Here is a 25,526-nt window from a genome sequence, read left to right as displayed (position 1 = left end):
AAAGCACGTTTCCTATTCAGGAAGGTGCTGCACCGAATTGGGCCCAATTGTTGGATAAGGATTTTTACTAATTCAAAATTTGCGTAATTATATAAATAATAATAATTAGTGTTATCACAATAATACTGATTAAGGCTTTCACTTTTGTATTACGAATTGCACTTTCAGTTAATTGAGGTTCTTCTTTGTACATCCCTCGTTTTCCCCATAATAAACTTTCCTCTGGGTTGAAATAGGTCCAAATTAAAATTCCATATATTATAATGATGACTATAAATAACTCCATCTTTTACAGCACCTTCCTAAATTGTTGCATAACTAATATACGCTTAAATTTCTTGATAGTTTCATAATCTTTATCTACCAGTTTTTTTGTTATTCCACAATATGGCCCTTTAATAAAAAAAGACGCATTCCTTAAAGAAACGCGCCCGATTGCTGTAATCAATAATTGTTTATTTTAACGGTAATCGTAATCGAATATTAATCAGTTTTATTTTGTTTTTTTGATTTAATAATAATAAAAGAGGGTCTACGCTTCTCATTTATTAAATTTGGCATTTGCTCCAGCCCAGTCGAAATTGACTGTGGTTCAATGATTTTATCTAGTACAAGTCCACCTTCAATTAGCGTGTTTATTAAAGTAGAATGGTTCTGTGATACACAACTACTCCATCAACAACCCAATCGTGTTCTCTTATGCCTTCTTCTTGGTAATTATCTAATGCCCAGTGTAGTTTGTTGCCTTCCTCATTCTTAATCCAATGATTACTTCCTTTTCGGGCAGTCGCTATTGGGTGTTCAGTTGAAAAAATAAATTCCCCATTATTTTTTAATAGTCCATTAATTTTTCGAATCAGCGTTCGGTAATCTTCTACATAATGTATAGATAGAGAACTTATAATTAGATCAAATTTTTGATTGGCTAAATTCAAGTCCTCAATCGGTAAACATACAAACTCGATATTGTTATCTTTGTTAATCTTATTAGCCCGCTCAATCATATTATTAGAGATGTCTACACCAATCACTTTTTCTGCTCCGTTTTCTACACAATACTTTGAAAAGTGACCATCGCCACAGCCTAGGTCTAATACCGATTTTCCCTTTAAATTCGAAATCATTGATTTAATTGCTGGTTGCTCTATAAAATCATTATAGGTTATTCCACTTTCACGTAAGTTTATGTAATCCTTAAAAAAAGTTGAATTATCGTAAATATTTTGCTTCATTTTTTTACTCCCCCGTACAGTTTGATTTTGGACGAAAATCTCACGTCATATTTCTATTATCTTTACAAAAGTTTATTCTATTAAATGGCCCTTTAATGAAAACGAGCGCTGATCCTTATGACAGAAATGCGCCCGATTGTTGAATATTAAGGTAGTGGTTACTGCCATTTGTGAAATAAAGTTTAATAGGAAACATACTATAAACGCTGTTATATCAACATGGTTATTTTCTACTAGAAAGGCATTCAAAACTTAATTTGATAGCCTTAAGTAACTGTATGGTTAAAAAAATAATATTATTAATAATCAACACTTAAATTTGGTATCAACGGCTTGTCTTCAATAGGTGATGATAAGGAAATCAATGTAGTTGAATCACCATACTTCATACTAGCATTTTCAAATAATTCGAGTTCCTTTGTTGATTCAACTACTACTTTAATCAAATAATTGTATTCCCCGCTAATTCGATGACATTCTACTACTTGTGAAGCCTGCTTACAATAATCAACGAAATTATTGCACTTTGTGGTACGGAAAAGGATAAAAGCAACAATGGATTTTCCAACTTTCTCATTCGATACTTTAGCTCTATAGCTTTTTATCACGCCTTGTTCCTCTAGTCTTTTTACCCTCTCTGTTATTGCTGGTTGAGATAATCCAATAAGTTTTCCAAGTGCAGTCATTGACAACCGAGCATCTGATTGTAAATGCATTAATATATCTACATCAATACTATCCATTTAAGCACCCCTTCATATAATATACGATACCACCATTTACCATTTAATAGCTATTTTAACTAATCAAATTGTAAGACGAATATGATCCCCTAATCATTATATTATACTTCAAATGTAATATCCCTAAAATACATTGATTTTACAGTTAAATATGAAATTATTCTTTTAATATCAAATGTAAAATCTAAAATACAATTTGTATAATTAATCCTATCAACTAATCAGGGGGCCTTTTATAAATGGATTATAATATTGATTTAGATAACCAAAATGAAAAACCAAATGAAATATCATCAGAACGTCTTCCTTGGGCAGGTTTAATTGCACTAGCTATGGCTGGGTTCATATGTATCCTTACAGAAACTATACCAGCTGGTTTATTAATAGAGATAAGTGAAGGACTCGATGTGTCAGAATCTCTTGCAGGTCAACTTGTTACAGCTTATGCTCTTGGTTCACTAATTGCAGCTATTCCCATAACCACTGCAACACAAGGGTGGCACAGGAAGCCCTTACTGCTTTTATGTATTATTGGGTTCCTTGTATTTAATACTATTACAGCCTTATCTTCTAGTTTGACCTTAACGATAATAGCTCGCTTCTTTGCGGGAGTAACTGCTGGAGTACTGTGGGGAATGACCGCTGGATATGCACGACTTATGGCACCAGAGTCACTGAAGGGAAAAGCAATGGCAGTAGCCATGATTGGTACTCCTCTTGCATTAGCTTTTGGTGTTCCTGTCGGGACATTTCTCGGTTCCTTTGTTGGTTGGAGATTTGTCTTCGGAATAATGTCACTCTTAGCAGTATTTTTGATTTTATGGATTATCTGGAAAATACCAGACTATCCTGGGCAAACATCTGAGAAGCGAATGACACTTCTGGAAGTTTTCAGTACCCCTGGAGTTCGCCCAATTTTGTTTGTTGTATTAGCTTGGATACTTTCTCATAACATACTATATACTTATATTGCCCCATACCTTTCCGAAGCAGGTCTTGCTCAACGAGTCGATTTGGTTTTACTAGTTTTCGGTATTGCATCTTTAGTTGGAATCTGGGTTGTAGGTATGTTCATTGAGCATAGACTACGTACTTTAGTTTTAATGAGTCTGGCCGGATTTGGGTTAGCATCATTAGCATTAGGTATCGGAATTAATCATCCTATTATCATTTACATTGCTGTAACTTTATGGGGGTTAACCTTTGGGGGAGCAGCAACACTGACGCAAACAGCAATAGCAGACAATGCTAAAAAAGGGGCGGATATTGCCCAATCTATGTTAGTTACCGTTTGGAATCTGGCTATTGGTGGTGGGAGTGCAATAGGAGCAATCTTAATAGAATCATTTGATGTGGGTTCTTTTCCAGGGGTAATGTTTATCCTCATTCTTCTTGGGTTCCTAGTAGCATTTCGTGCAAATGTTTATGGGTTTCCTCAAAAACAATGATTGTGTAAAGAAGGTAGTCAGCCTCCTTAGATAAATTTATCTAAGGGGGTATATTTGATATTTGCTGAATCATATACCATGTCGCTCTAGATAGAATTTGGTCTTCTATCGCATTATTTCAAAGACTTTCTCTATCTTTTTAATGTGCCTACTTCTTTTGTTCAATAATCTGGCCCTTTAATGAAAAAGAACTTTTCTTATTCAAGGAAAGCACCCGAGTATTGAATATTGAAGGAAATGATAACCAACCTTCAGTCATCCTTCTCTATATTTTTTAATTCGCATCAGAATTGAATCGTATTAACGTTAAAATTGAGAACAATGGGAAAATCAAATATATAGACCTAAAACCACCAAGAGTAAAGAACCAAATATCAATGCAACCCACCAAAATTAAACCGATAACATTTGTTAGAACAAAAGAAAGTATTTTGTTTTTTATTCTATGAGTTAAATAAATTTCAATAGTGACTACAAAGATAATAGTAAATAAATAGATTCCTAAATAGAGCAGTACAGAAAGCAGTACTTTCTCAGCTGTCGAAGGAGGCATTATATCCGATTGGAATACTCCCTCGATAAACACGATACTTAATGTGGTAACTAATGCTACTATTATCGGGAAAAAAAGTATTTTTGCTATAGAAATCTTTCTCATTCAAGTCACCTCTTTTGTTATTATAATCCAGTCTTTAAGATGACGACTAACCTAAATTACTATAAAGACGTTATTTCACAATCTGGCCCTATTCTTGAAGGAGAAGCGCAATCTCTACTTATTTATTTTGGGGCAATTACTTCTTTACCACCCATGTATGGTCTTAAAACTTCAGGAATTACTACGCTTCCATCTGCTTGTTGGTAGTTTTCTAGTATAGCGGCAACTGTACGACCAATCGCAAGACCTGAACCGTTTAATGTGTGAACATATTCTGGTTTTGCATTTGGCTCACGACGGAAGCGGATATTTGCTCGTCGTGCTTGGAAATCTTCAAAGTTAGAGCAAGAAGAAATTTCACGGTACATGTTTTGTGCTGGGATCCAAACTTCTAAATCATATTTCTTCGCTGCAGTAAATCCTAAATCAGCAGTACACATTTTAAGTTTACGATACGGTAAGCCTAATAATTGCAGCACTTTTTCAGCATGACCTGTTAACAACTCTAATTGCTCATATGACTCCTCTGGTTTTACAAAGCGTACTAATTCCACTTTGTTGAATTGATGCTGACGGATTAAACCACGTGTATCACGACCCGCAGAGCCTGCCTCTGAACGGAAGCACGCACTGTAGGAAGCAAAGCCTTGTGGTAAAGCATCAGCCAGTAAAATTTCATCACGATAGAAGTTTGTTACAGAGACCTCTGCTGTTGGAATCATGAAATAATCTGTTTCCTCTAATTTAAATAAATCTTCTTCAAATTTAGGAAGATTTCCAGTACCCGTCAAGCTATCACGATTAACAATGACAGGTGGTAGCATTTCTTCATAACCATGCTCTTCTGCATGTAAATCCAACATAAAGCTCATTAATGCACGTTCCAAGCGAGCGCCAAGTCCACGATAGAATAAGAATCGGCTACCCGTTACTTTTGCGCCGCGTTCAAAGTCAACAATCTTCAAATCTGTAGCAAGATCCCAGTGTGTTTTAATGTCAAAATCAAATGTTGGAATTTCTCCCCAAGTATATTCTTCTACATTGTCATCCTCTGTTGTGCCTACTGGTACAGATTCATGTGGAATGTTTGGCAAGCGCATCATCATATCTTTAAAACGCTCTTCCACATCATTTAGTTGAAGATCTAACTCTTTAATTTCGTCGCCAACTTGACGCATACGAGCAATCACTTCATCTGCATTTTCCTTGTTGCGTTTCATAATTGAAATTTGTTCAGATACTTTATTTCGTTCTGCTTTTAATTCTTCTGTTTTAGCAATTAACTCACGACGCTTAGCATCTAAATCCTCAAAATCATCTAAGTTTCCTAAATCTTCATTACGTGTTAATAGCATTTCTTTAATTTCCGCGAAATTATCGCGTACGCGTTTGATATCTAACATAGTTATACCTACTGTAGTTTAATGATGGGAATCATTGCATCCTTTAAGTCTTGATGTAATTTCGTTCAGCGGATTACTCAAAAAGCTCTAGTTTAAATCAAAATAAACACAAAAAAGCCCTCATCCCTAAAAAGGGACGAGAGCTACCCGCGTTGCCACCCTAATTGACTAGACACATTTCTGCCTAATCCACTTATTTCATAACGGCATTTCAACCGGCGACAGCCTACTTTACTCACTTCGACTGCGCAACTCCAGGACGGATTCACAAGTGCTTTTATCAGCTTCCACCACCCGCTGACTCTCTAAAAAAAAACGTGCTTGCTACTACTTCCCATCATCGTGTTCAGTTATTTAAATTTTAACCATACTGTACTATATGAAAACAAATTTTTCAAGTCATACCATAGGATACAAATTATTCTAGAACTATTATTACTTTAACAAGATACTTCACAATATGGCTCTTTAGCTAAAGAAAGACGTATTCCTTACTAAAAAGGTACTGCACCCGATTGCTGAAGATTGTTCTAACTAAGGTACACTATAGTTTAAGTAAAATTGTTCACAAAATGTAATCAGTGTTTTAATATCTCGGAGTTCCTCACCATCTAACATCGAAGTAACGATTGTCATAAAATCTTCAGCTCCAATTTCAAAATGACCTCGACGGAATGGTAACCCCCAATTGCGATTTCCACGCGTAAAAGTGAGCTGGTTTAACAACAATGCAATCTTAACTTCTCGACAAGGAATATAACGCATATCTCTGCGAAATGGCACAAACGACTCCGACACTTGATGTTTGTAAGCACCGTTATCCGTAACCTGACCAATAGCAGTAAATGCTTGAACTGGCTTCCCTTTGGACATGTCTGTGCGAGGGGAATAGTATATCAGCCAATCACCTGGAGACATTTTACGCAAAGGTGCTGCCTTACCGTGACATAACTGTGCAAAACCCTTCTATGGCTAAATTCACATGAGAAGCGGATACAACGCCAATCCAATATCTGCTTTTCTGACTTGTTATATTCGACATGATGCATCCCCCTACTCTTCAAATGCTAAACTTTTCAACCGATCCAGTTGTAAAAAATGATGTCTGTAATGCATTTCAATCAACATAAACCATTCCTGCGCGTTTAAAGCACCGAACGCCGGATGAAGTATCTTGTTACTTACAGGCACTTGAAGTAGAACTGATTCCGTATTCCTCATCCGTTCCACTACACTGTGAAGTCCTTCTACCAAATGCTCCATGCTCTCTGGTGGTTGCGGAGTATAGTTTGGCGAAGCAGGGACCTTAATACGAACAGCAGGAAATTGTTCTAGTTTAAAAACAATCTTACCCTGCTCAGTTTTTTCCTTCGCTGGGTTCAATGTCGATTCGCTACCAGCTAAACATTGCTCGACATTATGTAGATGCATGAAAGCTGATTGAATTAAATGTACATACATCTGTCCTATGGACCAATCTTCTTCGTTCAGCTTTCTATGTATTTTATCCATATTGAGTTTTGTCAGTTCTGCCAAATATCTTTCTACTGTAAGTTCAAATGACTTCAATACTTCCTTTGTACTTTTCATCCTTCAAGCAGCTCCTCTTCATCTTGGTATAGTCACAGTATAAAAGAACACTACTGACAGGTGTATGTCAGTAGTGTTCTAGAATTTTTTTCGCTACTTCCCGAATCTTGAAGCGTAAAGACTTCGGCTCAATCACCTCGATATCTCCGCCCCAGCCAAGTAAATGCTGTAATAGTTCCTCTGGATACCGAACACGAAATTGAAAGATTACATCCTCCTTCCGCTCCTCAATAGATTCAATATAAAAATTTACTGCCTCAATGATTTTGTCGGCAATTTCGGGGTTTGCCCTCATTATTATTCTTTCATCTCGATTGTCAGGTGGCCGATAGCTACTTAGGTCAAAATCATTTGGTAGAAGAAATTGATCTTCCAACACAGAAAGCTCGGACATCCGGGACAAGCGAAAATGGCGCATTTCTTGCCTCATATCACAGTATGCTAGTAAAACCCAATTTTCATGGACAAGTGTTAATCCATATGGAGAGACCACACGTTTATTTTTCCGATTCCCATCTGTTCCTGGCATTTTTTTAATATACATAAAACTGATTTTGCACTGTTTCAAAATTGCATCGCGAACTTGATTAAGATACGTTTTTACCCGCTCTTCAGTTGACTGCTCACCTATATGAAGCAGTCGCATTGTTTCCCGAACAAGCCTTGACTCGTTACGAACTGACTCCGACAAAGTAGCCTCAATTTTGCGTTTAGCGGACCTTGCATTAATACCATAATCTGTATCCAACCTTTGCTCGATAAAATCAGCTCCCATGAGCAGGGAGACGGCCTCTTCTGCTGTGAACCTAACCGGGGGTAGAAAATATCCTTCCATTAAGGAATAACCCTGACCAGGGGCGCCTAAAATGGGAACCCCAGCCTCACTTAGTGCTTGAATATCCCTATATATCGTACGTACACTTGTCTCAAATTGAGAAGCTAAATCTTCTGCTCTCAATGTTTTGCTTCGCTGTAATTCAAGCGTGATCGCAAGCTGCCTCTCCGTTTTATTCATTTTTTTCCTCCACAATTTCAGCATTCTATTACAGTACTTGCCCAATAATTGAATAACAGCAAGCAATGTATTGGGGCTATATCCCTGGTTTCCGTTTGTATGCCTCCTAATGATATCAAAGCTTGCTTAGAATCATAGTACAACACATTATTGGAACAATTAATAATAGTTGCTTCGATTTAGAGGTTTTAAACACCATTCAACTAGATTTCCTTGTTAAAACAGGTATTCACGTAATAATTCTTCAGTAATTTTAATCATCCCTAGTCTCAATTTGCAGATAATTTCTTATAGTATCCTAAAAATTTTTGTACTAAACTGCCCCGTTTGTTAAACAAAAAAATCCTGCATATCGATACAGGATGTTTAAACAAACTTTATTATAAATGATCAATCTTTTATATAAAACTACGATGGCTACCCGTGAATTTTTCATACACAAGTTAAATTTTTCCATAATATCCCCATTTTCTATGAATCACTATAGCATGCTATTTTACTATTAAAGCTGGGCAATGAACATTTTTCATAACTTTATGGCTTACACTTCCTAACACCATCTCTTGTAAAGTATTTAAGCCTCTGCTACCAATGATAACTAGATCAACTTGCTTTTCATTTGCATACTTCACAATTATAGGACCAGGTGTACCATGTAAAATCGTTAATTTGAAGTTACTCCCAGCAACTCTTAAAACTTCTTCTACTAGTGCTACCTTTCGTTTACGTTCTAATAATAAACTTTCACTAGATACAGCATGTAACACTTCTGTTTTCGCCTTTTCAAAATCTGCCACATACACCATTTCAATCAGTGAATTCTCAGAAGCAATTTTGACTGCCTCTTTTGCGGCACGCACTGAATTCTCAGAACCATCAACAGCCAATAAAATATGTTTATACAAAAAGTATCCCCCTTAATGTGATACACCTACATTTAATAATTGGTTATATAATTTTTCACTCGCTGGATTCATGCCAATGACTTTCACAGTTTTCCCCTGCTCTTCTAATTTCGTAACGACTTTTACGACAGCACCAACTGCTGATTCATCCCATAAATGGCTACTTGTTAAGTCGATTGTAACGATATCATCCTTAACTGCTTCAATTGTTTGAACAAATTTTTGAGTAGACGCAAAGAATAAAGGACCTTCTACAATAAATTTATCGTTATCTTGATGTATTCGTACCTTTGAAATCGTTGCAACAAAGAATAAAGAACTTAAAATTACGCCCAATACAACTCCAATCGCCAAGTTATCTGTATAGACAACTACAGCTACGGTTGCAAGCATAACGAATGCCTCACTTTTAGGTGCTTTGACAATATATTTAAACGATCCCCAATCAAATGTACCAATGCTTACCATGATCATAATTCCTACAAGTACTGGCATTGGAATATCGACCACGATGTTGCCAAGTACCAGGATTAAGAACATTAGGAACATCCCAGCCACAAGTGTTGATAGGCGTCCTCGACCACCTGATTTTACGTTAATCATCGACTGTCCGATCATTGCACATCCTGCCATACCACCAAAGAAACCGTTAACGATGTTTGCAATTCCTTGTCCACGTGCCTCAATATTTTTATTGGATTTTGTATCCGTCATATCATCAACAATTTGTGCGGTCATTAGTGATTCCATTAACCCAACAAGCGCTAAGGCTAGTGCGTAAGGGAAAATAATTACTAACGTTTCAAAATTAAATGGTACGTCTGGAATGAAAAAATGCGGTAAGCTCTGTGAAATTGCACCTAGATCTCCTATCGTTTTTAGTTCAAAATTAAAAATGAATGTTACAGCCGTTAACATAATAATCGCAATTAACGGTGAAGGTATTGCTTTAATGAATCGAGGTAAAATGTATACGATACATAATGTGACCACGATGAATATATACGTTATATACCCTTCTCGAAAAAAGTGTGGTACTTGAGCCATGAAAATTAAGATTGCTAGTGCATTAACAAAGCCAATCATGACCGAATTTGGTATAAAACGCATGAGCTTAGCAATTCCAAATACACCAAATAAAACTTGAATAATTCCTGTTAAAATGGTTGCTGCTAATAAATATTGTAACCCATGGTCTGCCACCAAATCTGCAATCACGAGTGCCATTGCTCCTGTTGCGGCAGAAATCATTCCCGGTCTTCCCCCAACAAATGCTATAATAACAGCAATAGAAAATGACGCATAAAGGCCGACCATTGGATCGACACCAGCAATGATAGAAAAGGCAATTGCTTCTGGTATAAGTGCTAAGGCAACGACAATCCCTGACAAGATGTCACCACGCACATTACCAAGCCATTGTTGCTTTAAACTTTGCATGATATTCTCCTTCTTTACTAAAATATAATCTTTGAATATCATAGCACACTTTTCCCAAAAAGGAACCTTTACGGAACTAAAATGGAGTGAAATTATATGATTTATGGTTATCAACGACCCTTATTTAATGATGAGGATATGCAAATTCAAACTGCTGCTTTAAAGAATTGTGACCATCTATTTACTGAAAATCATGGTCGTGCGAAAAAGCGATTAGTTCTTGAAGAATTACTCATGACTATAGAAAAAAACGATACCATTCAGGTACTTCGTTTCTTTAGCATTGCGGATACAACTAGGCATTTAGAAGACCTACTAAAAATTTGTAAAAGAGATCAAGTAACAATTCATTTTATGGAGGAAAATATTACGTCCACACAAATTCTTGAAATGCCACTAGAGCAAGTTTTACAATTCTTTTTAACATTTCAAAGTGATATCGTAAAGCAATCAACTACTTTGGGAATGGCTGAAGCAAAAGCAAAAGGAAAATCAATTGGGCGACCTAAGAAATCAGATGAAAATATAAAAAAGGCAATTGAGATGTATCAGTCTGGAAACACATTATTGGATATTAAGAATGAAACAGGTATAAGTAAATCAACACTTTATCGTTATCTAGAGTCAATAGAAGTAAAACCACAGTAATTTGAAATCTTTATAACCACTATTAATTAAATAAAAAACAAGCCAGCTTATGCGTTAATTTGAGCAGGCTTGTTTTTTATTTAATTAATTCTTCAATACTATGCTACGTTAATACAATAAAAATGAGCTGCCTTTGCAATTCCTTGTTCTTCAAACAAAGCACTCGTTAGCTTAAATATTTTTTTTCATAAACTTTGTTTGGTGTTCAACTGATTAACTAATCTTTTGTTCAATTCCCATAACGCCGTTTTATTGCTATCCCATTTCAAAAGTGTTACTGCCTCTTCAAAACATAACCATTTATAGTTAAGGTGCTCTTTGGATAAAGATATATCTTTTGTAGGAACTTTAACTCCAAAAGAAAATTCTTTTAATACATAAACGTTTTCTCCCCAAAGGAAATTCCCCACTACATCTTCTACTGGTAGTGAAGAAATAGAATCTAATTCAATATATGGATAATCTCTTGTAATGCCAGCCTCTTCAAATGCTTCTCGTTTAGCAGATTCAATAGGATTCTCACCCTCTTCTCCACCACCAGCTAATCCCTGCCAATATCCATAATCACTTCTCTTAAAAATTGCATATTCAATAGAATGATCAGTGATTGTATAAGGAAATACCAAAACTTGATAAGGTGCCCTCATTGCTTATCTCCTCCAAAAATAACCTTAAAATTAATTTGTTCTTTCTTTAACTAACCTACTTATATATGTATCGAACTAACCTGGACATTCGTGAATAGCTACAGTTCCATTGAACAATTACATTCCTTAGTTATGTCTTCATTATTGTAACTTTTACCTCTTTATTTTTCTTCATGATTCCATTCAACTTGTATTGTCCCTTTTTTAATGTTCACAGTTAGTTGCATCATCGTAGTTTATTTTTGGCACGTATTTTTTGTCTTATTTTCTTCGTTTTTAAAATAGACCTCCAACATACCCGACCATTTCAACGTTTACCTCTTTTATTTATCAAAATTGTAGTAAAATCCTTAAACTTTCCTAAAGTTCTGGAACTACAATTTTGATAAAATACTATGGGTTTCGTTTTTTCATTTTGTAGCCATACCCCTGTAGAAATTACTGGATTTGGATTCCCCCCATGTATCGTAGCATCCATAACAGCTCACACTTCAATAATTAGGAAAGCTTTGTAAAAGATGTTTACAAACAACTTAAATTTAGATATACTTACAAAGTAAACAAAAAATTCTTAAGGAGGTCGAATAAAATGATCGTTATCGTTAAATTTATGTCATTGGTAGCTACAACTTCATTAAAAATGAAAATCACACATTCGACCGCATCTGAATGGATCGCTTAAGGTTTTTTTGTAAATAAGCATATCCATACCGCAGGGAGAAGTGTACCCCTGCGGTATTTTTGTGCCTTTTTTCGCCGTAGAGGAGTCTCTCTACGGTTTTTTTCATTTTTCATGACAATTTAAGGAGGTGATAATAAATGATATTAAACTTTTTTGCGCTCACGATAACTATTACAAAACGTAAGGTCTCTCTTGAGAAAGCACTTCATGATGAATATGTGAAAAAAATCTTTGAAGAGAACCGAAAAAAAATTGACGATTATATTCGTATTCGTCAATATTAATCTTGTTAATTAAAAAACATGAAAGGTGGTAATTGAAATGTATTATATGATCAAAAGACGTCATGCAGTTTTATGGCTGGAGAAAGACACAACCACCAGATGGAGTAATATAAAGTGATAATATAGCTAATTTTATAATCTCAGTTTAGCTAACCCGTTCTAATCTAGGACGGGTTGCTTCAGGAGTTTTTTTGCACTTTTAATTGTTAAGTTACAAAAAAGTCGTATCCTAGAAGTCTTTAAAGCAACAGAAAGCATCTAAATGGCACGAAATGGCTTTATCTGGTGTTTGAAGTCGTTTAAAATCCACTCTTGAATGACATCTAAAAAACCTCCAAATATATGGAGGTTTTTAAACTATTTTTATTTTACTTCAACTTGACCCATCATCCCATTTTCTTCATGTTCAAGGACATGGCAATGGAACATGTAAATGCCCTTATTATTGAACTTCACTGCTAATTTAACTGTTTGACCAGCTTCAACTGAAACCGTATCCTTCCACCCTTTTAAATTTAAAGGAGGTTCTTTCCCATCAATCGACACGATTTTAAATTGAGTGCCATGTATGTGGAAAGGATGTGTCATGCCACCCATCATATCAGGTTTATTATAAATTTCCCAAATTTCAGTATCTCCCTGTTTTTGAGTGAAATCAATGCGATTCATATCAAACTGTGAACCATTGATTGAAACCATTGTGCCCATACCAAAAAGTTCAAGTTTCTTTGTAACTGGTAAGGTTTTTTCCTCTTCCGTAACACCAAAATCATTTAAATTTTGTGCAATGTTACTTGTACTTGCAGCTTTTTGTTCAATTTTAAATGGTAAAAGGGTAATTCCTTCTTCATTTATTAATGCTATATCAGTTTTGTCATCCATCTTTGAAAAATCCACTATTACCTCTGCTCGCTCACCTGGTGTTAAGGTAATTTCTTTCATATCAGTTGGTTGATTTAAGAAACCTCCATCAGTAGCAATTTGTTGGAATGTAGCTCCATTATTCAATTTAAACGTATAATTACGAGCATTAGAACCGTTTAATAATCGAAGTCTTATTTTTTCTTTACCGACTGTAAGTTTAGGATTCAAAGTACCATTAATTAACAAAGTATCTCCTATTGTACCATCCTCATTAAGGACTGCTTGATAATTTAATTGCTTTTCTTCAGTAAATTGTCTATCTTGGAATACTAACGGAAAATCATTCACACCATACTCATTCGGTAAATTGATTTTTTGCGAATTTTCATCATCAATATAAATTAAGCCAGCTAAACCTTTAAATACTTGCTCTGCTGTAGCACCTTCTGGATGTGGATGGAACCACAGCGTAGATGCTCCTTGATTAACTGTAAAATTTACATCTTCTGTTACACCTGGCTCTAAGACTTGGTGTGGACCGCCATCACCATTTCCGGGGATTTCTAATCCATGCCAGTGAAATGTTGTTGGTTCAGATAAATCATTTTTAGTTCTAAACGTTACCGTTTGATCTTTATAAATACGAATGATTGGCCCTAAAAAGGAACCATTATATCCATATGTCTCTGTTTTAGTTCCCTTAAAGATTTCTGTCGTTCCTTTTTGAGCAGTAATATCAACAATTCCATTTTTAGGTTCAATAATAGGTGGAAGCGCAAGCTCATTTTCCCCAGTTGAATTATTTAATGCTAATGGATTGTTGTGACTCGCATGACCATTTTCCATGCTACTATCTTTATTATCCATACCCTCCATGTTTTTCATTTCTTCATCACTCATATTGGAATGGTCCATACCAGACATAGTAGAATGGTCCATATTTGAATGATTATTAGATTCCGAATTACCCGCACTACATCCCCCCATTATAATAGCGCCTACCAATAATGAAGCAACCAAAAGTTTAGATTTCATTATGTTTCCTCCTTTTATTCTTTACATAGGCACTATAACAAAGAAGTATGGAGAAATTATGGATTTGTAATTAAATAGGACAAGTATTAACCACTCTATCTAACATTAATAAGATACTTATTACAATTTTCCCTATTAAATTTACTTGCATAAAACCATATACGGCTCCTGCTTCAAAGATTAAGGCTGGTATTTTTCCAATCGTACTAGCAAGCGCAAATGTGCCTAAAGACACCTTAGAAAATGCACTAGTAAAAGTCACAAGACCTGATGACATAAAAGGTAAAATCCTTAAACTGACAATTATCCAAAATGCATCAGACCCTTCCAACTCCTTTAATTTTAAAAGTTTAGGGTGTAATACGAACGGTCTTTTCCATTTATTGATTCCTTTTCTATATAAAATAAAGCTAATAACTGCACCAAGTGATTCACCGATAATAGAAATCAACAAACCGTTGAATACGCCAAAAAACACAAGGTTATTCTCACTCAACCTTTCATAGTCCATTTGAAAATAAAGTATAGACTATAAATATGGAGAATATATGCATATGCAGCGTGATATAAGAATTAGAATTTTATTGATAGCTTTCGAATTGAGCATTAATCTAAATAGGGATTAAAAATAAAAATGAGCCGTGTTTCAACTATAGAAACACAGCTCATTTATTAGGCTAATTCTAAACATTGGAAAAATCTTTAATTATATTCCTAGTCTAAGGATTAAAGCATAATCTAACAAGAATATTAAATACGTATCATACATATATTGATTTTAGTATTTCATTAAAACAAAAATCTATTATTCTATTCATGATGGAATTATATTAAATTTTCTATAAAGATAGGATGATGACAATTATTGAAAAGTCGGTTCTTGCTATGGTTATTTTACGTGTATTGTCTGGGAGTATTGAAGTAAGTGCTGGATTGTTGATGCTAAAGTTAAATAATCTAGAAAAAGCATTTTATATTAATACAATGCTTGCTTTGGTTGGTCCAACAGTTTTAATCGTAACAACAGCAATTGCATTATTTGGACTAGCAGATAAAATACCTGTGACAAGAATCGTTTGCTTATTTACGGGTATAACACTTATTATTATTAGCTCACATATTAAGTAAAAATAAAAGATTACTAAAATTCAGCAAAAGCATACAAGTGTCAGAATATGAGTTTGGCGAAAAAATAATCTTCACAACCTTTTGGATCCAAGTTATCTTCTGTATCGAACTTATTTTATAGCATGGTTCCATTCATAATCTTTGTTAAACTCTTTTATGAATCACCTAACATGTTTATTAAATTACTGTAGCGTGTGACGACGCTGCTTTTTTTTATGTATAATTAGCCTTTATTTGCACAAATTTATATTGAGTGTATCGCACGCACTTATACGGTTGTGGCGCTGGTTGACCGTCACGACCTCCCTCAATAAGGGTTACATTATCTCAGTAACCCTTTTATAATTTCTATTCAGATCAGGTAGTTTTCTACTTTGGACTAACCTTAATTAAACCTTTACGACCACTAACCGTATTAGTAAAGATGTTCCTCTATCTTTGATTTTTTCTGTATTAGCTCATTCATATAGTTACGGAACACCCATTTCCTCATAATTTCAAATCTCCTGCATCCTTCCCTATAAATTATGGAATCTGCTTTTATTTATATATATCTTTAATCTACATGGTTTGCACAGCACGCGACATCAGAATGAACATCTTCTAAAACCGTATCAAACATTTCAAGAAGTTCGCGAATACGCTCATTTCTCAAACTATAGTAGCAATATTTTCCTTCATTACGACCAACAATAATGCCACACCCTTTTAAACAGGCTAAGTGTTGAGAGATATTTGACTGATTCCCCTTTAATTCCTCGACGATTTGAGATACTGTCTTCTCTTTCTCTTTGATACACTCTAATATTTGAAGTCTTACCTTGTTTGAAAATCCATGAATTAGTTTAATTTTTAAGTCAATATTTTTTTCTGTCACAAAATCTCCTCCAATTCATATTAGACTTAGCTAATATGTTTTGATATGATCATATTCGATATCACTAATATGTGTGTCAAACATACTAGCACTACCTAATATGTCTGTCAAAAATTTTAAAAAATATGGGTCTCTCTTCAGCTAATAAACGTAGGCATCCTCAAGTTAGATTTTTTACTGTCTGAAAAGGAATATTAGTTTAAGTTTGGGACAGGTTTCGCAACTGGCTGGATACTTGTAATAATGGCTTTAGGGCTAACAAATCCTGATAAAGGCTTATTATACATACTTATTAATGTACTTAGTTTTTCAATTTCCTTTCTTAAGCTGGCGCAAATTACGTTTCTTCCAAAAAGAAGCCATTTATGATTATTGATTTTAATGGGATTTTATTATATTTTGACATGATGACAAAGATTATTGCGTGGGTCACTCCTATTTTCGGAGAGGACACAGGATTTTAGAAGTTCATACGCTCTGTAGAAAGGCTGGATGTAGCATTGAATAATACGTGGAACAAAATTATCTATAAAATTGGCTCTTCCTTTTACGATAAATTTTTTAATACAGGTACTTTTTTAAAGACTAGAAAGAGGATTTTTCAAGAAGTGCCTTTTCAGCGTAAACAAAAAATCCTCTATGTAGGTATTGGTACTGGGGCTGATTTAGAATTAATCAACTATGTTGATTATGATATAACTGCCATTGATTATTCTCCTGATATGCTAGCCAAAGCAAAACATAAATTCGAGCACGCTTCTATCAATTTTTTAGAAATGGATGCTCAAAAAATGTCTTTTGCAGATGAATCATTTGACTATATTGTAGCTAGTTTAATACTTTCTGTGGTTCCTAATGAAAATAAATGCTTTGAAGAGATGATAAGAGTTTTAAAGAAGGATGGTAGAATTCTTATCTTTGATAAATTTGCTCCTAAAAATCAAAAACTAACGCTAACAAAAAAATTGGTAAGGCCATTTATAAGTATGTTAGGAACAGATATTGGTCGAAGTTTTGAGGAGTTGTTTAAACAAAATGATCAAAGGCTCAGAATTATACGAGATGAATCTGTTATGTTAAAGGGTATGTATAGATATATTGAAGTTCTTAAACTCTCTTAGCTAATCATTAAGGGCATAGCTGCACTAGCAGTTAACGTTTTGGAGAAACTCATCAAGAAGCTCAAGCATCTTATCAAGAGTTTAAAAAACAACAATTAGCCAACTTGAATTGGCTGATTGTTGTCTTCGTAATGGATCAGCCCTATAAATGTTAAATACCATGTACTATCGATTTAAGTCTCCCGTGATAAATTGTTACTCTATTTGTTTTTTCATGAGTTGTTTTGAAAAGTTAAAAGATCGAATTTCGCTAACAAATGTAGAACCTAATAAAAATACCCCTCCGATCATTTGCACTAGGGTCATTTGCTCTTGCAATATCATTGCAGAAATCAATATTGCTACAAAAGGATCGACATAACTTAGCATCGCAATACTCTGCCCTTTCAATTTTTCCATTCCCAAGAAAAACAACCAAAATCCAATTCCTGTATTAACGATACCTAAAATTAAAATAAAAGGAATAGATGCGCTTGCTAATCCAAAAATCCCAAAGCCTTCTGTCAAAAAAACATACGGCAGCAGTAATAATGCAGTTGTTCCAAGTTGAATAATGGTTAGCTCAAGCTTGTCCATCTCTTTAATAAATTTGTTTAAAAGTAACAATGCCGCATAAAACGCAGCTGCACTCAATCCAAAGATAAGTCCAAGGAAATCATCTGATGCCGTTGCACTCACCCCTTCTCCTACAATCATTATCATACCGATAATTGCTATGACAATGCATATTATTTTCTTTATGGATAATTGTTCCTTAAGTACAAAAGGTGAAAGAATCATTACAAATACGGGTGCAAAGTAATATCCTAGTGTGGCATTGGCAAGTGATGTGTGGTCGTAGGATTGATAGAGAAAAATCCAGTTTCCTCCCAATGCAACGCCTGAGAGAAACAAAAATAAAGCATTCGATTTCACTAAATTCCAGGATATTTTTTTCTTCATTATGGAGAAGATGAAGAATAAAAATAAGCATCCTAGTAAACTACTTAGTAAAGCTCTTTCACTCGCCGCTAAATCAATGTAACGCACAACTAAACCGATTGTGCCAAAAATAATCATTGATACGATAAATTGAAATTTAGATTTCATGGTCTATTCCCCTAACCTACCGCAATTTAATAGGAGCTATTAGGTGTTTTTTCCGTCCTTTCCTTCCACTCCCTTTCAACTTGCTTTTGTAATGGGAATAGCATAGCATACTTATATGTATTACAAAATTGAATGTTTGTCATGCTACACATAACAAAATAGCATGCAAGGGGGATAGCGCAATGAATATCCAAAAATATATGGCCTTTGTCAAAGCAGTAGAATATGGGAGCTTTACAAGTGCTGCCGATGCATTAAACTATACACAGTCTGGTATCAGCCGTATGATCAACGATTTAGAATCAGAATGGGGAATTTCCCTTTTTGAACGAGGTCGTGCTGGAATCAGTTTAACATCCGATGGCTTAAAGTTACTGCCCCAATTACAACGTATATGTAATGAGCATGAAATGTTAATGATGCAGATCGAAGACTTACATGATATCCAATCAGGAATCATCCGAATTGGTACATTTTCTAGTGTAGCAACACATTGGCTACCTTATATGATCAAATTCTTTAAGCAGGATTATCCAGGGATTGATTTCGAGTTACTCTTAGGAGATTACACCGAAATCGAAAGCTGGATTATCGAAGGTAGGGTCGACTTTGGATTTTTGCGACTACCAACAAAAGCTAAAATGGAAACAATCTTTGTAGAGCAAGACCGATTGTTGGTAGTTATTCATCAGGATCATCCTCTTGCTGATTGCGATAAATTTCCTCTAAGTGAACTATTGAGCAGTCCATTCATGCTTTTAGAAAAAGGCGCAAAAGCTGAAATCTCCGAAATTTTTGAGAAGCACAATATCTCGCCGCACATTTCTTTTACAACATGGGACGACTATGCCATTATGTCAATGGTGGAAAACGGGTTAGGAATCAGTATATTACCTGAACTGATTTTAGAACGCATTCCGTACCAAATTATCGCGAAAGAGCTTGAGATCCCTGCTTTTCGAACTATTGGGATTGCGATGAGAGAGCAAAAATCGCTGTCACTTGCAGCAAATAGATTTATAGAATATTTATCCTATAGAAAGAGAAAATAAGAAGTTTAGCTATTATTTTGCACACTATAAAAAGCGTATTCGAAAAAATCTCGAATACGCTGCATTAATCTTCCACCGCTTCTAAATAGCCTTGCTGTAAACATGTATCTGTCATAAACTGCTTTATCCCTGCATCAAATGACAATTTGATCGTGCTACTTGTGACCTCCAAAATTTTTCCCTCTCCAAACATCACATGCTTCACCTTTGAGCCAACGATTAACGCTGACTCCGTTGTAATTGTCTGATCATTACGGTATTGCTTCAATGCTTTCCTCGGACTTTTCGACGCTTTCTTTGGTAATTCCTGAGGAGAAACGATTTGCTTTAACGCCTTCATAAATATTGATGGCACCACACTTGCTTTAAAGCGCTTGCTGTACGAAATTAATTCCAAATGGCGAATTGCACGAGTGATCCCTACATAAAAGAGCCTTGTTTCTTCCTCTATTGCTTCTTCCGTCTCACTAGGTAAAATCCCATCAATTAAGTCAATCAAATACACACGGTCAAATTCCAAGCCCTTTGAACTGTGTAAGGTTGTTAATGTAATGGCATTCATTTCATTTTTCAGATGAGATGTACGTGCTAAATTTTCAAGGTACTTCAAACGACCCGCAAATTCAGTCATCGTCGACGTATGGCGAGCAATTAGTCCAAGTACATCCACAATATCTAGTAAATTTTCATAATTAAAACCGAGGTCCTCGCTCATTTTCTTTAAGGCACGCTCATAACCAAAGTCATAACGGATATGCTCTAGCATGGCTGTTGGTGTTGTTTGATCAAATTGAATGCTATCATACGTTTGGCGAATTCGCTTAATATATTCAGGCTGATAATCCTTTAATTCCACATGCTCTAGCAATAGTGAGAATACACAGCCATCCTCCGGTACTTTCTGCAGTGCCTTTAATTGCGTTGGTGTAATATAAGCATTCATTTTTCTGTAAACTTTTTCAAATATCGAGATATTTTTTGTATTGTACGCTAGACGCATGAAGTTCATTATATCCTCCACAACCCAATGCGTAAAAAAGCGAATGGTGGAATCTTTCATATAGAAAGGCAAGCCCGCTCTGTCTAATGCGTCCATAAGAGGAATGGCAGACGTATTATTTCGATATAAAACAGCCGTTGAGCCACGCTTAGACAAGCTTTTTAACTGATTCACTACATATTTGGCCTGTAAGCTGTAATTCTCTAGGATTTTAAACGAGATTGGCTCTGCTGCAGGATTTTGCGTAAACATTTGTTTGTTATATCGTTTTTTATTTCGCTGAATGAAAAGATTGGCTGGCTCTACAATCGAGGCAGATGAACGATAATTTTGTGTCATTAGTAAAACACGTGCCTCTGGATAAATCTTTTGGAAATTCAACAAATAATCTGGCTCTGCACCGCGCCAGCTATAAATGGCCTGATCCTCATCGGCAACGACGCATAAATTTTGATGGACAGCGACAAGCTTCTCGATGATCGCATGTTGAACAGGCGATGTATCCTGACTTTCATCCGTTAAATAAAAATCGTATCGACGTTGAAATTGCGCCAACACCTCTCGATTTTTCGTAAAAATATCATTCGCCATTAACAGCATATCGTCAAAATCAATGAGCAATCGGTCACTAGCTGTGCGCTTATATTCCTCATAATGCTGTAAAATCTCGACTTTTCTTGGCACCTTTACTTCTGCAATTGCCCATTCCTGTTCTGGCAGCATTTTATTTTTGATGAACGTTATGTACGTCAGTAGCTCGTCTAACTGATCTTCCGTAATTTTGGAGCCATTTAATTGTTCAAAAATCTCACGAAGCACTCGTTTTTTTGACATTACACCAGGCCCGTCCGCTTCTTCGATAATCCCGTACGAAATGCCCTGACGTTCAAGTGTCTGCCGCACAACTTGAAATGCTAAACTATGAATCGTCGAAAAATCAACTGGTGGCAAATGCGGAAAAAACTTTGCAAAACGTGCCTTCATATCATTTGCAGATGCCTTACTAAACGTAACAGCCTTTATGCGAGCAGGCTTGACACCAAGCGCCTCGATCATATAGCCAATACGCATAATAATCGTCGTCGTTTTTCCTGAACCAGGAGATGCCAATAGTAGCAGCGGTCCATTCGTCTGCAATACAGCCTGCTTCTGCACATCATTTAGATAAACGCCAAGTGAACGCTCCTTTTCTTCAAAAAATGCTTTTTGCGCTCCATTCATATCAATTACTCCGTTCTAAAAAAATCTATTTTCTATTATACCAGATGATACTGAGATCATAAAAAGCAACTAAGCTCAGCTCGACTACTACTCATTCGAGTGATCGGAGATTGTTTGCCTCTTCATCATTTTTAGATCTTATCAAAAACAAAAAAGCGTATATACAAAATGTACAACGCTTTTAGTAGCTCGTTAGTGAAATTTTTTATTTGGCTAGCCATTCATATTGAATATCAGCTAAATTCTCTTCATTTTCATGTCCTCTCCCTATAATTTTAAATCCATGTTTTTCATAAAATCGTTGGGCATTTTCATTAACCTCAAATGTGTATAAAGTTAATCGCCCATTTGATTGTGCTTTTACTTTATCTAGTAATGTATGACCTATGCCCATCCCTTGATAGTCAATATGAATATATAGTTGGCTTATTTCTTCTTCGTTATAGGCAATCATGCCAACTACTTTTTCATCCATTAACGCTAAATCGATGTGAAACTGCTCAGCTAATAGATGATTTAAGAAATATACATGACTTTCAAAGGTATGAATTTCTTTTTGACCAATCGCCTGCTCCTTACTATCTCGCCACATAGCAACTGTTTGTTCAGCGTATTGGGGGGTATATTGCGTAATAATTATTTTGTGTTGGTTCACTACGATGCCTCCTTAAGCATAATGTAAAAAATAGTTTTCCTGTTGATATTTAAAAAATAGATCTTATGAAAAATACTTGGTTGGATTCCTAAATCCTGAATGCATACGACCTTTAACAATGCAATATACTTTAAATCAAATATTTTACATTCAAGACTAAGCCTATGTAGTTTGTATTTCCTCACATCTTCTGGAAAAATATAAGACATTCCTGTATGCTTCAATTTTTAATCGACTACAATAATTATTTTCTCGTCTTGTCAATATCGTGATTCAAACAGCGTGATAGCCTTTTATAAACCACCTGCTATCATTATCAATTACTTCCTACCCTAGTTTGAACCGTAGAATTAAATTTGGATAATTTTCATTCATACTATACTCCTTAATAAAGTAAAGCACATTACTTGAAGAATTAAATGTCCGTTCTACGGATAAAAAAACATCTTCCACTCACACTAATGGTGGAGGTGAGATGAAAATGGGCAATAATAAACATAAAAATAATAAAACGCAAGACAACAAAAAACAGCAGAATCAAAATCAAAATGCTAACAATGAGCGTAAAAACAGAGAAGAGTTTGCTGAAGAAGTAGATTTCAGTCAAATTCAAAATGAAAACAAACGTTAATCATACTATCATGTGAAGAAACCCTAATACTCACTTCAGCAAAGATGGGTATTGGGGCTATTTTTATAATCCATCTATTACAGCATTTTACGGCTCAAACCCAGCCTGACTTATATAAACATGATTTTCTGGAAAGATTTCAATAAATCGGTTGTATACTTTTTTTATTACATCTGGTCCATACCATTCTTCTAAACCAAGTTGGTCATATTTTTTCTCAATCTCAAGTTTTCTTGTGCGTTTTCCACCACTGCCATCTCCCATGAAGTAGTCATCTATACATATCCGATCGACGAGTTGCTTCAATTTCAAAGGAAAATATTCTCCACTTGGTAAAATGGGCGCGATAGCAACTTGGGTCGGTATGTCCGCAGCTGCTAATTTTTCCAATGTCTTAAAACGCGCTTGGATTGGAGGTGCCATTGGCGTAAAATGTTTACGTATCGTTTCCGAATCTGTCTCAATTGTCATACTTACCCGCACTTTTTCTTTAAATTGTCGCAGCAAATCAATATCTCGACTGACAAGTGGACTTCTTGTCTGTACAAATAAGAAATCAGGGGGATCCTCTAGCATAACCTCTAGTAAAGATCGCGTCACTTTTTCCTTATGCTCTATTGGCTGATACGGGTCTGTACTTGAGGACATAAAAATGGTTACAGGCCCTTTGGCTTTAGCACGATGAAGCTCCTTTTTTAATACATTCGCCGCACCGTTTTTAACATCGACCCAACTACCCCATTCCCCTTCTCGAAAAAGAGATACAGGCATTTGACGTACATAGCAATAAGAACATCCAAATGAACAGCCTGTGTAAGGATTGAGCGAATGCGTATAGCCAGAAAGAAAGCCAGTTCCCTTATTCAAAATGGTTTTTGGATGCTTATAGAATAATTCGCTTTTCATACGAAACCTCCATTCCATGTAAAGCAAGTATTACGCATTGCTAGATGAACCTCGCTTTTCAAGTTCCAAGAGCAATTTCTTCATTGCTAATCCGCCCCGATAGCCTGTTAAAGAGCCATTCTTTCCTGTTACACGATGGCACGGTACAGTGAGCAACACTGGATTAGCCCCAATAGCCGCTCCAACAGCACGAACAGCTGCTGGTTTATTGATAGCATGGGCAATGTCTGAATAGGATTTCGTCTGCCCATAAGGAATTTCACAAAGTGCTTGCCAGACTGCTAGCTGAAATGGCGTACCTACGTACTCAAATGGGATAGTAAAGGTTTGCCTCTTTCCTGCTAGATACTGAATGATTTCATTGACATAGGGTTCAAGCTTTTCCCCATCTTCAACAAAAGGACTTCCTGGAAAGCGTTTCTTCGCCCATTCAAACATTTCCTCGATTGGTTTGTTCTGTGAACCAACAAACACAAGGCCCTTGGAGGTAGCAGCAATATAAAAATGCCAATCCTCAAACTTGAGTAAAGACCAAAAAAGGGTTGGTTTATTTTTTATTTCCATCATTCATTTCCTCCATTTTTCTCATTTGACGAAATTGCGCTGGGGTCTGACCTGTTTTCTTTTTAAATAAAGTAATAAAATAGGGCGCATTCGCCATACCCACACATAGGGCAATATCGCCTATTGCTTTATTCGTCTCAATCAAATACTTTTTAGCCTCGTGTACGCGAACTTGTTGTATATACTCAATCGGCGTCAAGCCTTTTATCTTTTTAAATGTTCGATGCATATGATAGGGGCTCCCATGACAAATCATTGCTAATGATTCGAGCGTTAATTTTTCAGCGAAATTTTGATCAATGTATGCTGTGATAATATCAACCCACTCGCTATCAGGTAAATTTTCATTAGTAGGCTTGCAACGTTTACAAGGGCGAAAATTTGCGTGGAGTGCTTGTTCTGCTGTTGCAAAAATACATACATTCTCTTTTTTCGGAACGCGAGACTTACAGGATGGCTTACAGAATATCCCTGTTGACTTGACAGCATAAAAAAATTGATTGTTGTACGCTGTATCATTCGTGATAATGGCTTGCCATTTTTCATCTGTCATCATTTCTACATTATTCAAAATATCATTTTCATCATTCATAGGATCCAGCATTTATCTCACCTCTCCTTACAATATACTCCCTAAAAATTCACAATGTACAATTCTAGATATGGAATAGCAAGATATTGAAGTTTT

General features: G+C 35.6%; 26 protein-coding genes, 2 pseudogenes and 1 other annotated feature. Of the genes and pseudogenes, 7 read left to right on the top strand and 21 right to left on the bottom strand.

The window, feature by feature from the left end:
• Positions 1-67: 67 nt before the first annotated feature.
• The 3 genes and pseudogenes from EW028_RS05490 to EW028_RS05480 form a co-directional block, all read right to left on the bottom strand.
• Positions 68-286, bottom strand: coding sequence for a hypothetical protein (locus EW028_RS05490; RefSeq protein ID WP_131520188.1), 219 nt, complete (start codon positions 284-286; stop codon positions 68-70).
• Between the two features lie 197 nt (positions 287-483).
• Positions 484-1,232, bottom strand: a pseudogene (locus tag EW028_RS05485) (class I SAM-dependent methyltransferase).
• 299 nt (positions 1,233-1,531) lie between these two features.
• Complete coding sequence (locus EW028_RS05480) at positions 1,532-1,975, bottom strand: Lrp/AsnC family transcriptional regulator (protein ID WP_131520187.1); 444 nt, start codon at positions 1,973-1,975, stop codon at positions 1,532-1,534.
• A gap of 239 nt (positions 1,976-2,214) precedes the next feature.
• Between EW028_RS05480 and EW028_RS05475 the strand changes: the two genes are divergently transcribed.
• Positions 2,215-3,423 (top strand): MFS transporter, encoded by a 1,209-nt coding sequence (locus EW028_RS05475; protein ID WP_131520186.1) that lies wholly within the window; start codon positions 2,215-2,217, stop codon positions 3,421-3,423.
• A gap of 274 nt (positions 3,424-3,697) precedes the next feature.
• Here EW028_RS05475 and EW028_RS05470 read toward each other — a convergent pair whose 3' ends face one another.
• The 7 genes and pseudogenes from EW028_RS05470 to EW028_RS05440 all read right to left on the bottom strand — a co-directional run bounded on the left by EW028_RS05470 (position 3,698) and on the right by EW028_RS05440 (position 10,437).
• Positions 3,698-4,081 (bottom strand): pilus assembly protein PilB, encoded by a 384-nt coding sequence (locus EW028_RS05470; protein WP_131520185.1) that lies wholly within the window; start codon positions 4,079-4,081, stop codon positions 3,698-3,700.
• A 122-nt stretch (positions 4,082-4,203) separates the two neighbouring features.
• Positions 4,204-5,484 (bottom strand): serine--tRNA ligase, encoded by a 1,281-nt coding sequence (gene serS, locus EW028_RS05465; protein ID WP_131520184.1) that lies wholly within the window; start codon positions 5,482-5,484, stop codon positions 4,204-4,206.
• 129 nt (positions 5,485-5,613) lie between these two features.
• Positions 5,614-5,834 (bottom strand) — a binding site (T-box leader).
• A 184-nt stretch (positions 5,835-6,018) separates the two neighbouring features.
• A pseudogene (locus EW028_RS05460) lies at positions 6,019-6,526 on the bottom strand (EVE domain-containing protein).
• An 11-nt stretch (positions 6,527-6,537) separates the two neighbouring features.
• Positions 6,538-7,074: a DinB family protein gene (locus EW028_RS05455; protein ID WP_131520183.1), complete on the bottom strand. Its 537-nt coding sequence runs from the start codon at positions 7,072-7,074 to the stop codon at positions 6,538-6,540.
• A 67-nt stretch (positions 7,075-7,141) separates the two neighbouring features.
• Positions 7,142-8,089: a helix-turn-helix transcriptional regulator gene (locus EW028_RS05450; protein WP_066036714.1), complete on the bottom strand. Its 948-nt coding sequence runs from the start codon at positions 8,087-8,089 to the stop codon at positions 7,142-7,144.
• Between the two features lie 491 nt (positions 8,090-8,580).
• A complete protein-coding gene (locus EW028_RS05445) occupies positions 8,581-8,994 on the bottom strand; it encodes a universal stress protein (protein WP_131520182.1) in 414 nt (137 codons plus the stop codon).
• A 12-nt stretch (positions 8,995-9,006) separates the two neighbouring features.
• Positions 9,007-10,437, bottom strand: a complete 1,431-nt coding sequence (locus EW028_RS05440; RefSeq protein WP_131520399.1) for a SulP family inorganic anion transporter — start codon at positions 10,435-10,437, stop codon at positions 9,007-9,009.
• Positions 10,438-10,530: 93 nt separating this feature from the next.
• Here EW028_RS05440 and EW028_RS05435 point away from each other — a divergent pair, with 93 nt between their 5' ends.
• Positions 10,531-11,082, top strand: coding sequence for a recombinase family protein (locus tag EW028_RS05435; RefSeq protein WP_112118614.1), 552 nt, complete (start codon positions 10,531-10,533; stop codon positions 11,080-11,082).
• A 185-nt stretch (positions 11,083-11,267) separates the two neighbouring features.
• On the opposite strand, the gene EW028_RS05430 is transcribed toward EW028_RS05435, so the two are convergent.
• Positions 11,268-11,729 carry an NUDIX hydrolase gene (locus EW028_RS05430; protein WP_103118171.1) on the bottom strand — a complete coding sequence of 154 codons (462 nt, stop codon included), beginning with the start codon at positions 11,727-11,729 and terminating at the stop codon, positions 11,268-11,270.
• A gap of 819 nt (positions 11,730-12,548) precedes the next feature.
• Here EW028_RS05430 and EW028_RS05425 point away from each other — a divergent pair.
• Positions 12,549-12,695, top strand: a complete 147-nt coding sequence (locus tag EW028_RS05425) for a YrzI family small protein (protein ID WP_081011020.1) — start codon at positions 12,549-12,551, stop codon at positions 12,693-12,695.
• A gap of 363 nt (positions 12,696-13,058) precedes the next feature.
• On the opposite strand, the gene EW028_RS05420 is transcribed toward EW028_RS05425, so the two are convergent.
• Together EW028_RS05420 and EW028_RS05415 are read right to left on the bottom strand one after the other, a co-directional pair.
• A complete protein-coding gene (locus tag EW028_RS05420) occupies positions 13,059-14,594 on the bottom strand; it encodes a multicopper oxidase family protein (RefSeq protein WP_131520181.1) in 1,536 nt (511 codons plus the stop codon).
• 70 nt (positions 14,595-14,664) lie between these two features.
• Positions 14,665-15,105, bottom strand: a complete 441-nt coding sequence (locus EW028_RS05415) for a TVP38/TMEM64 family protein (protein WP_131520180.1) — start codon at positions 15,103-15,105, stop codon at positions 14,665-14,667.
• A gap of 341 nt (positions 15,106-15,446) precedes the next feature.
• On the opposite strand from EW028_RS05415, the gene EW028_RS05410 reads away from it, so the two are divergent.
• Entirely contained in the window at positions 15,447-15,722 is a 276-nt protein-coding gene (locus EW028_RS05410) for a YqhV family protein (protein WP_048395961.1), read from the top strand.
• 556 nt (positions 15,723-16,278) lie between these two features.
• Here the strand turns inward: EW028_RS05410 and EW028_RS05405 are convergent.
• A complete protein-coding gene (locus tag EW028_RS05405) occupies positions 16,279-16,599 on the bottom strand; it encodes an ArsR/SmtB family transcription factor (protein WP_048392987.1) in 321 nt (106 codons plus the stop codon).
• A 500-nt stretch (positions 16,600-17,099) separates the two neighbouring features.
• Here EW028_RS05405 and EW028_RS05400 point away from each other — a divergent pair, with 500 nt between their 5' ends.
• Positions 17,100-17,720: a class I SAM-dependent methyltransferase gene (locus EW028_RS05400; RefSeq protein ID WP_131520179.1), complete on the top strand. Its 621-nt coding sequence runs from the start codon at positions 17,100-17,102 to the stop codon at positions 17,718-17,720.
• Between the two features lie 195 nt (positions 17,721-17,915).
• On the opposite strand, the gene EW028_RS05395 is transcribed toward EW028_RS05400, so the two are convergent.
• On the bottom strand, positions 17,916-18,809 hold the full coding sequence (locus EW028_RS05395) for a DMT family transporter (protein ID WP_131520178.1): 894 nt from the start codon (positions 18,807-18,809) through the stop codon (positions 17,916-17,918).
• Positions 18,810-18,991: 182 nt separating this feature from the next.
• Here EW028_RS05395 and EW028_RS05390 point away from each other — a divergent pair, with 182 nt between their 5' ends.
• Positions 18,992-19,861 carry a LysR family transcriptional regulator gene (locus EW028_RS05390; RefSeq protein WP_131520177.1) on the top strand — a complete coding sequence of 290 codons (870 nt, stop codon included), beginning with the start codon at positions 18,992-18,994 and terminating at the stop codon, positions 19,859-19,861.
• Between the two features lie 64 nt (positions 19,862-19,925).
• Here the strand turns inward: EW028_RS05390 and EW028_RS05385 are convergent, their stop codons facing one another.
• The 3 genes from EW028_RS05385 to EW028_RS26405 all read right to left on the bottom strand — a co-directional run bounded on the left by EW028_RS05385 (position 19,926) and on the right by EW028_RS26405 (position 22,946).
• Entirely contained in the window at positions 19,926-22,082 is a 2,157-nt protein-coding gene (locus tag EW028_RS05385; protein ID WP_131520176.1) for an ATP-dependent helicase, read from the bottom strand.
• A 205-nt stretch (positions 22,083-22,287) separates the two neighbouring features.
• Entirely contained in the window at positions 22,288-22,737 is a 450-nt protein-coding gene (locus EW028_RS05380) for a GNAT family N-acetyltransferase (RefSeq protein WP_131520175.1), read from the bottom strand.
• A complete protein-coding gene (locus EW028_RS26405; protein WP_483308053.1) occupies positions 22,737-22,946 on the bottom strand; it encodes a DUF3885 domain-containing protein in 210 nt (69 codons plus the stop codon). The genes EW028_RS05380 and EW028_RS26405 overlap by 1 nt, the downstream gene beginning before the upstream one ends.
• A 272-nt stretch (positions 22,947-23,218) precedes the next feature.
• Between EW028_RS26405 and EW028_RS25175 the strand changes: the two genes are divergently transcribed.
• A complete protein-coding gene (locus tag EW028_RS25175) occupies positions 23,219-23,368 on the top strand; it encodes a hypothetical protein (protein ID WP_016992948.1) in 150 nt (49 codons plus the stop codon).
• 87 nt (positions 23,369-23,455) lie between these two features.
• Here EW028_RS25175 and EW028_RS05375 read toward each other — a convergent pair whose 3' ends face one another.
• Genes EW028_RS05375 through EW028_RS05365 form a run of 3 tightly spaced genes read right to left on the bottom strand, consistent with a single transcriptional unit; the run spans position 23,456 to position 25,442 of the window.
• Positions 23,456-24,274, bottom strand: coding sequence for an SPL family radical SAM protein (locus EW028_RS05375; RefSeq protein ID WP_054550211.1), 819 nt, complete (start codon positions 24,272-24,274; stop codon positions 23,456-23,458).
• 30 nt (positions 24,275-24,304) lie between these two features.
• Positions 24,305-24,838: a methylated-DNA--[protein]-cysteine S-methyltransferase gene (gene adaB, locus EW028_RS05370; protein WP_131520398.1), complete on the bottom strand. Its 534-nt coding sequence runs from the start codon at positions 24,836-24,838 to the stop codon at positions 24,305-24,307.
• Positions 24,822-25,442 carry a bifunctional transcriptional activator/DNA repair enzyme AdaA gene (locus tag EW028_RS05365; protein ID WP_131520174.1) on the bottom strand — a complete coding sequence of 207 codons (621 nt, stop codon included), beginning with the start codon at positions 25,440-25,442 and terminating at the stop codon, positions 24,822-24,824. Before EW028_RS05365 ends, adaB begins: the two co-directional genes overlap by 17 nt.
• Positions 25,443-25,526 lie beyond the last annotated feature (84 nt).

The organism is Lysinibacillus sp. OL1 (assembly GCF_004332175.1).
Classification (GTDB): domain Bacteria; phylum Bacillota; class Bacilli; order Bacillales_A; family Planococcaceae; genus Lysinibacillus; species Lysinibacillus capsici.
The sequence above is the reverse complement of the archived record's forward strand: the minus strand, read 5'-3'. Positions and strand labels throughout refer to the sequence as shown.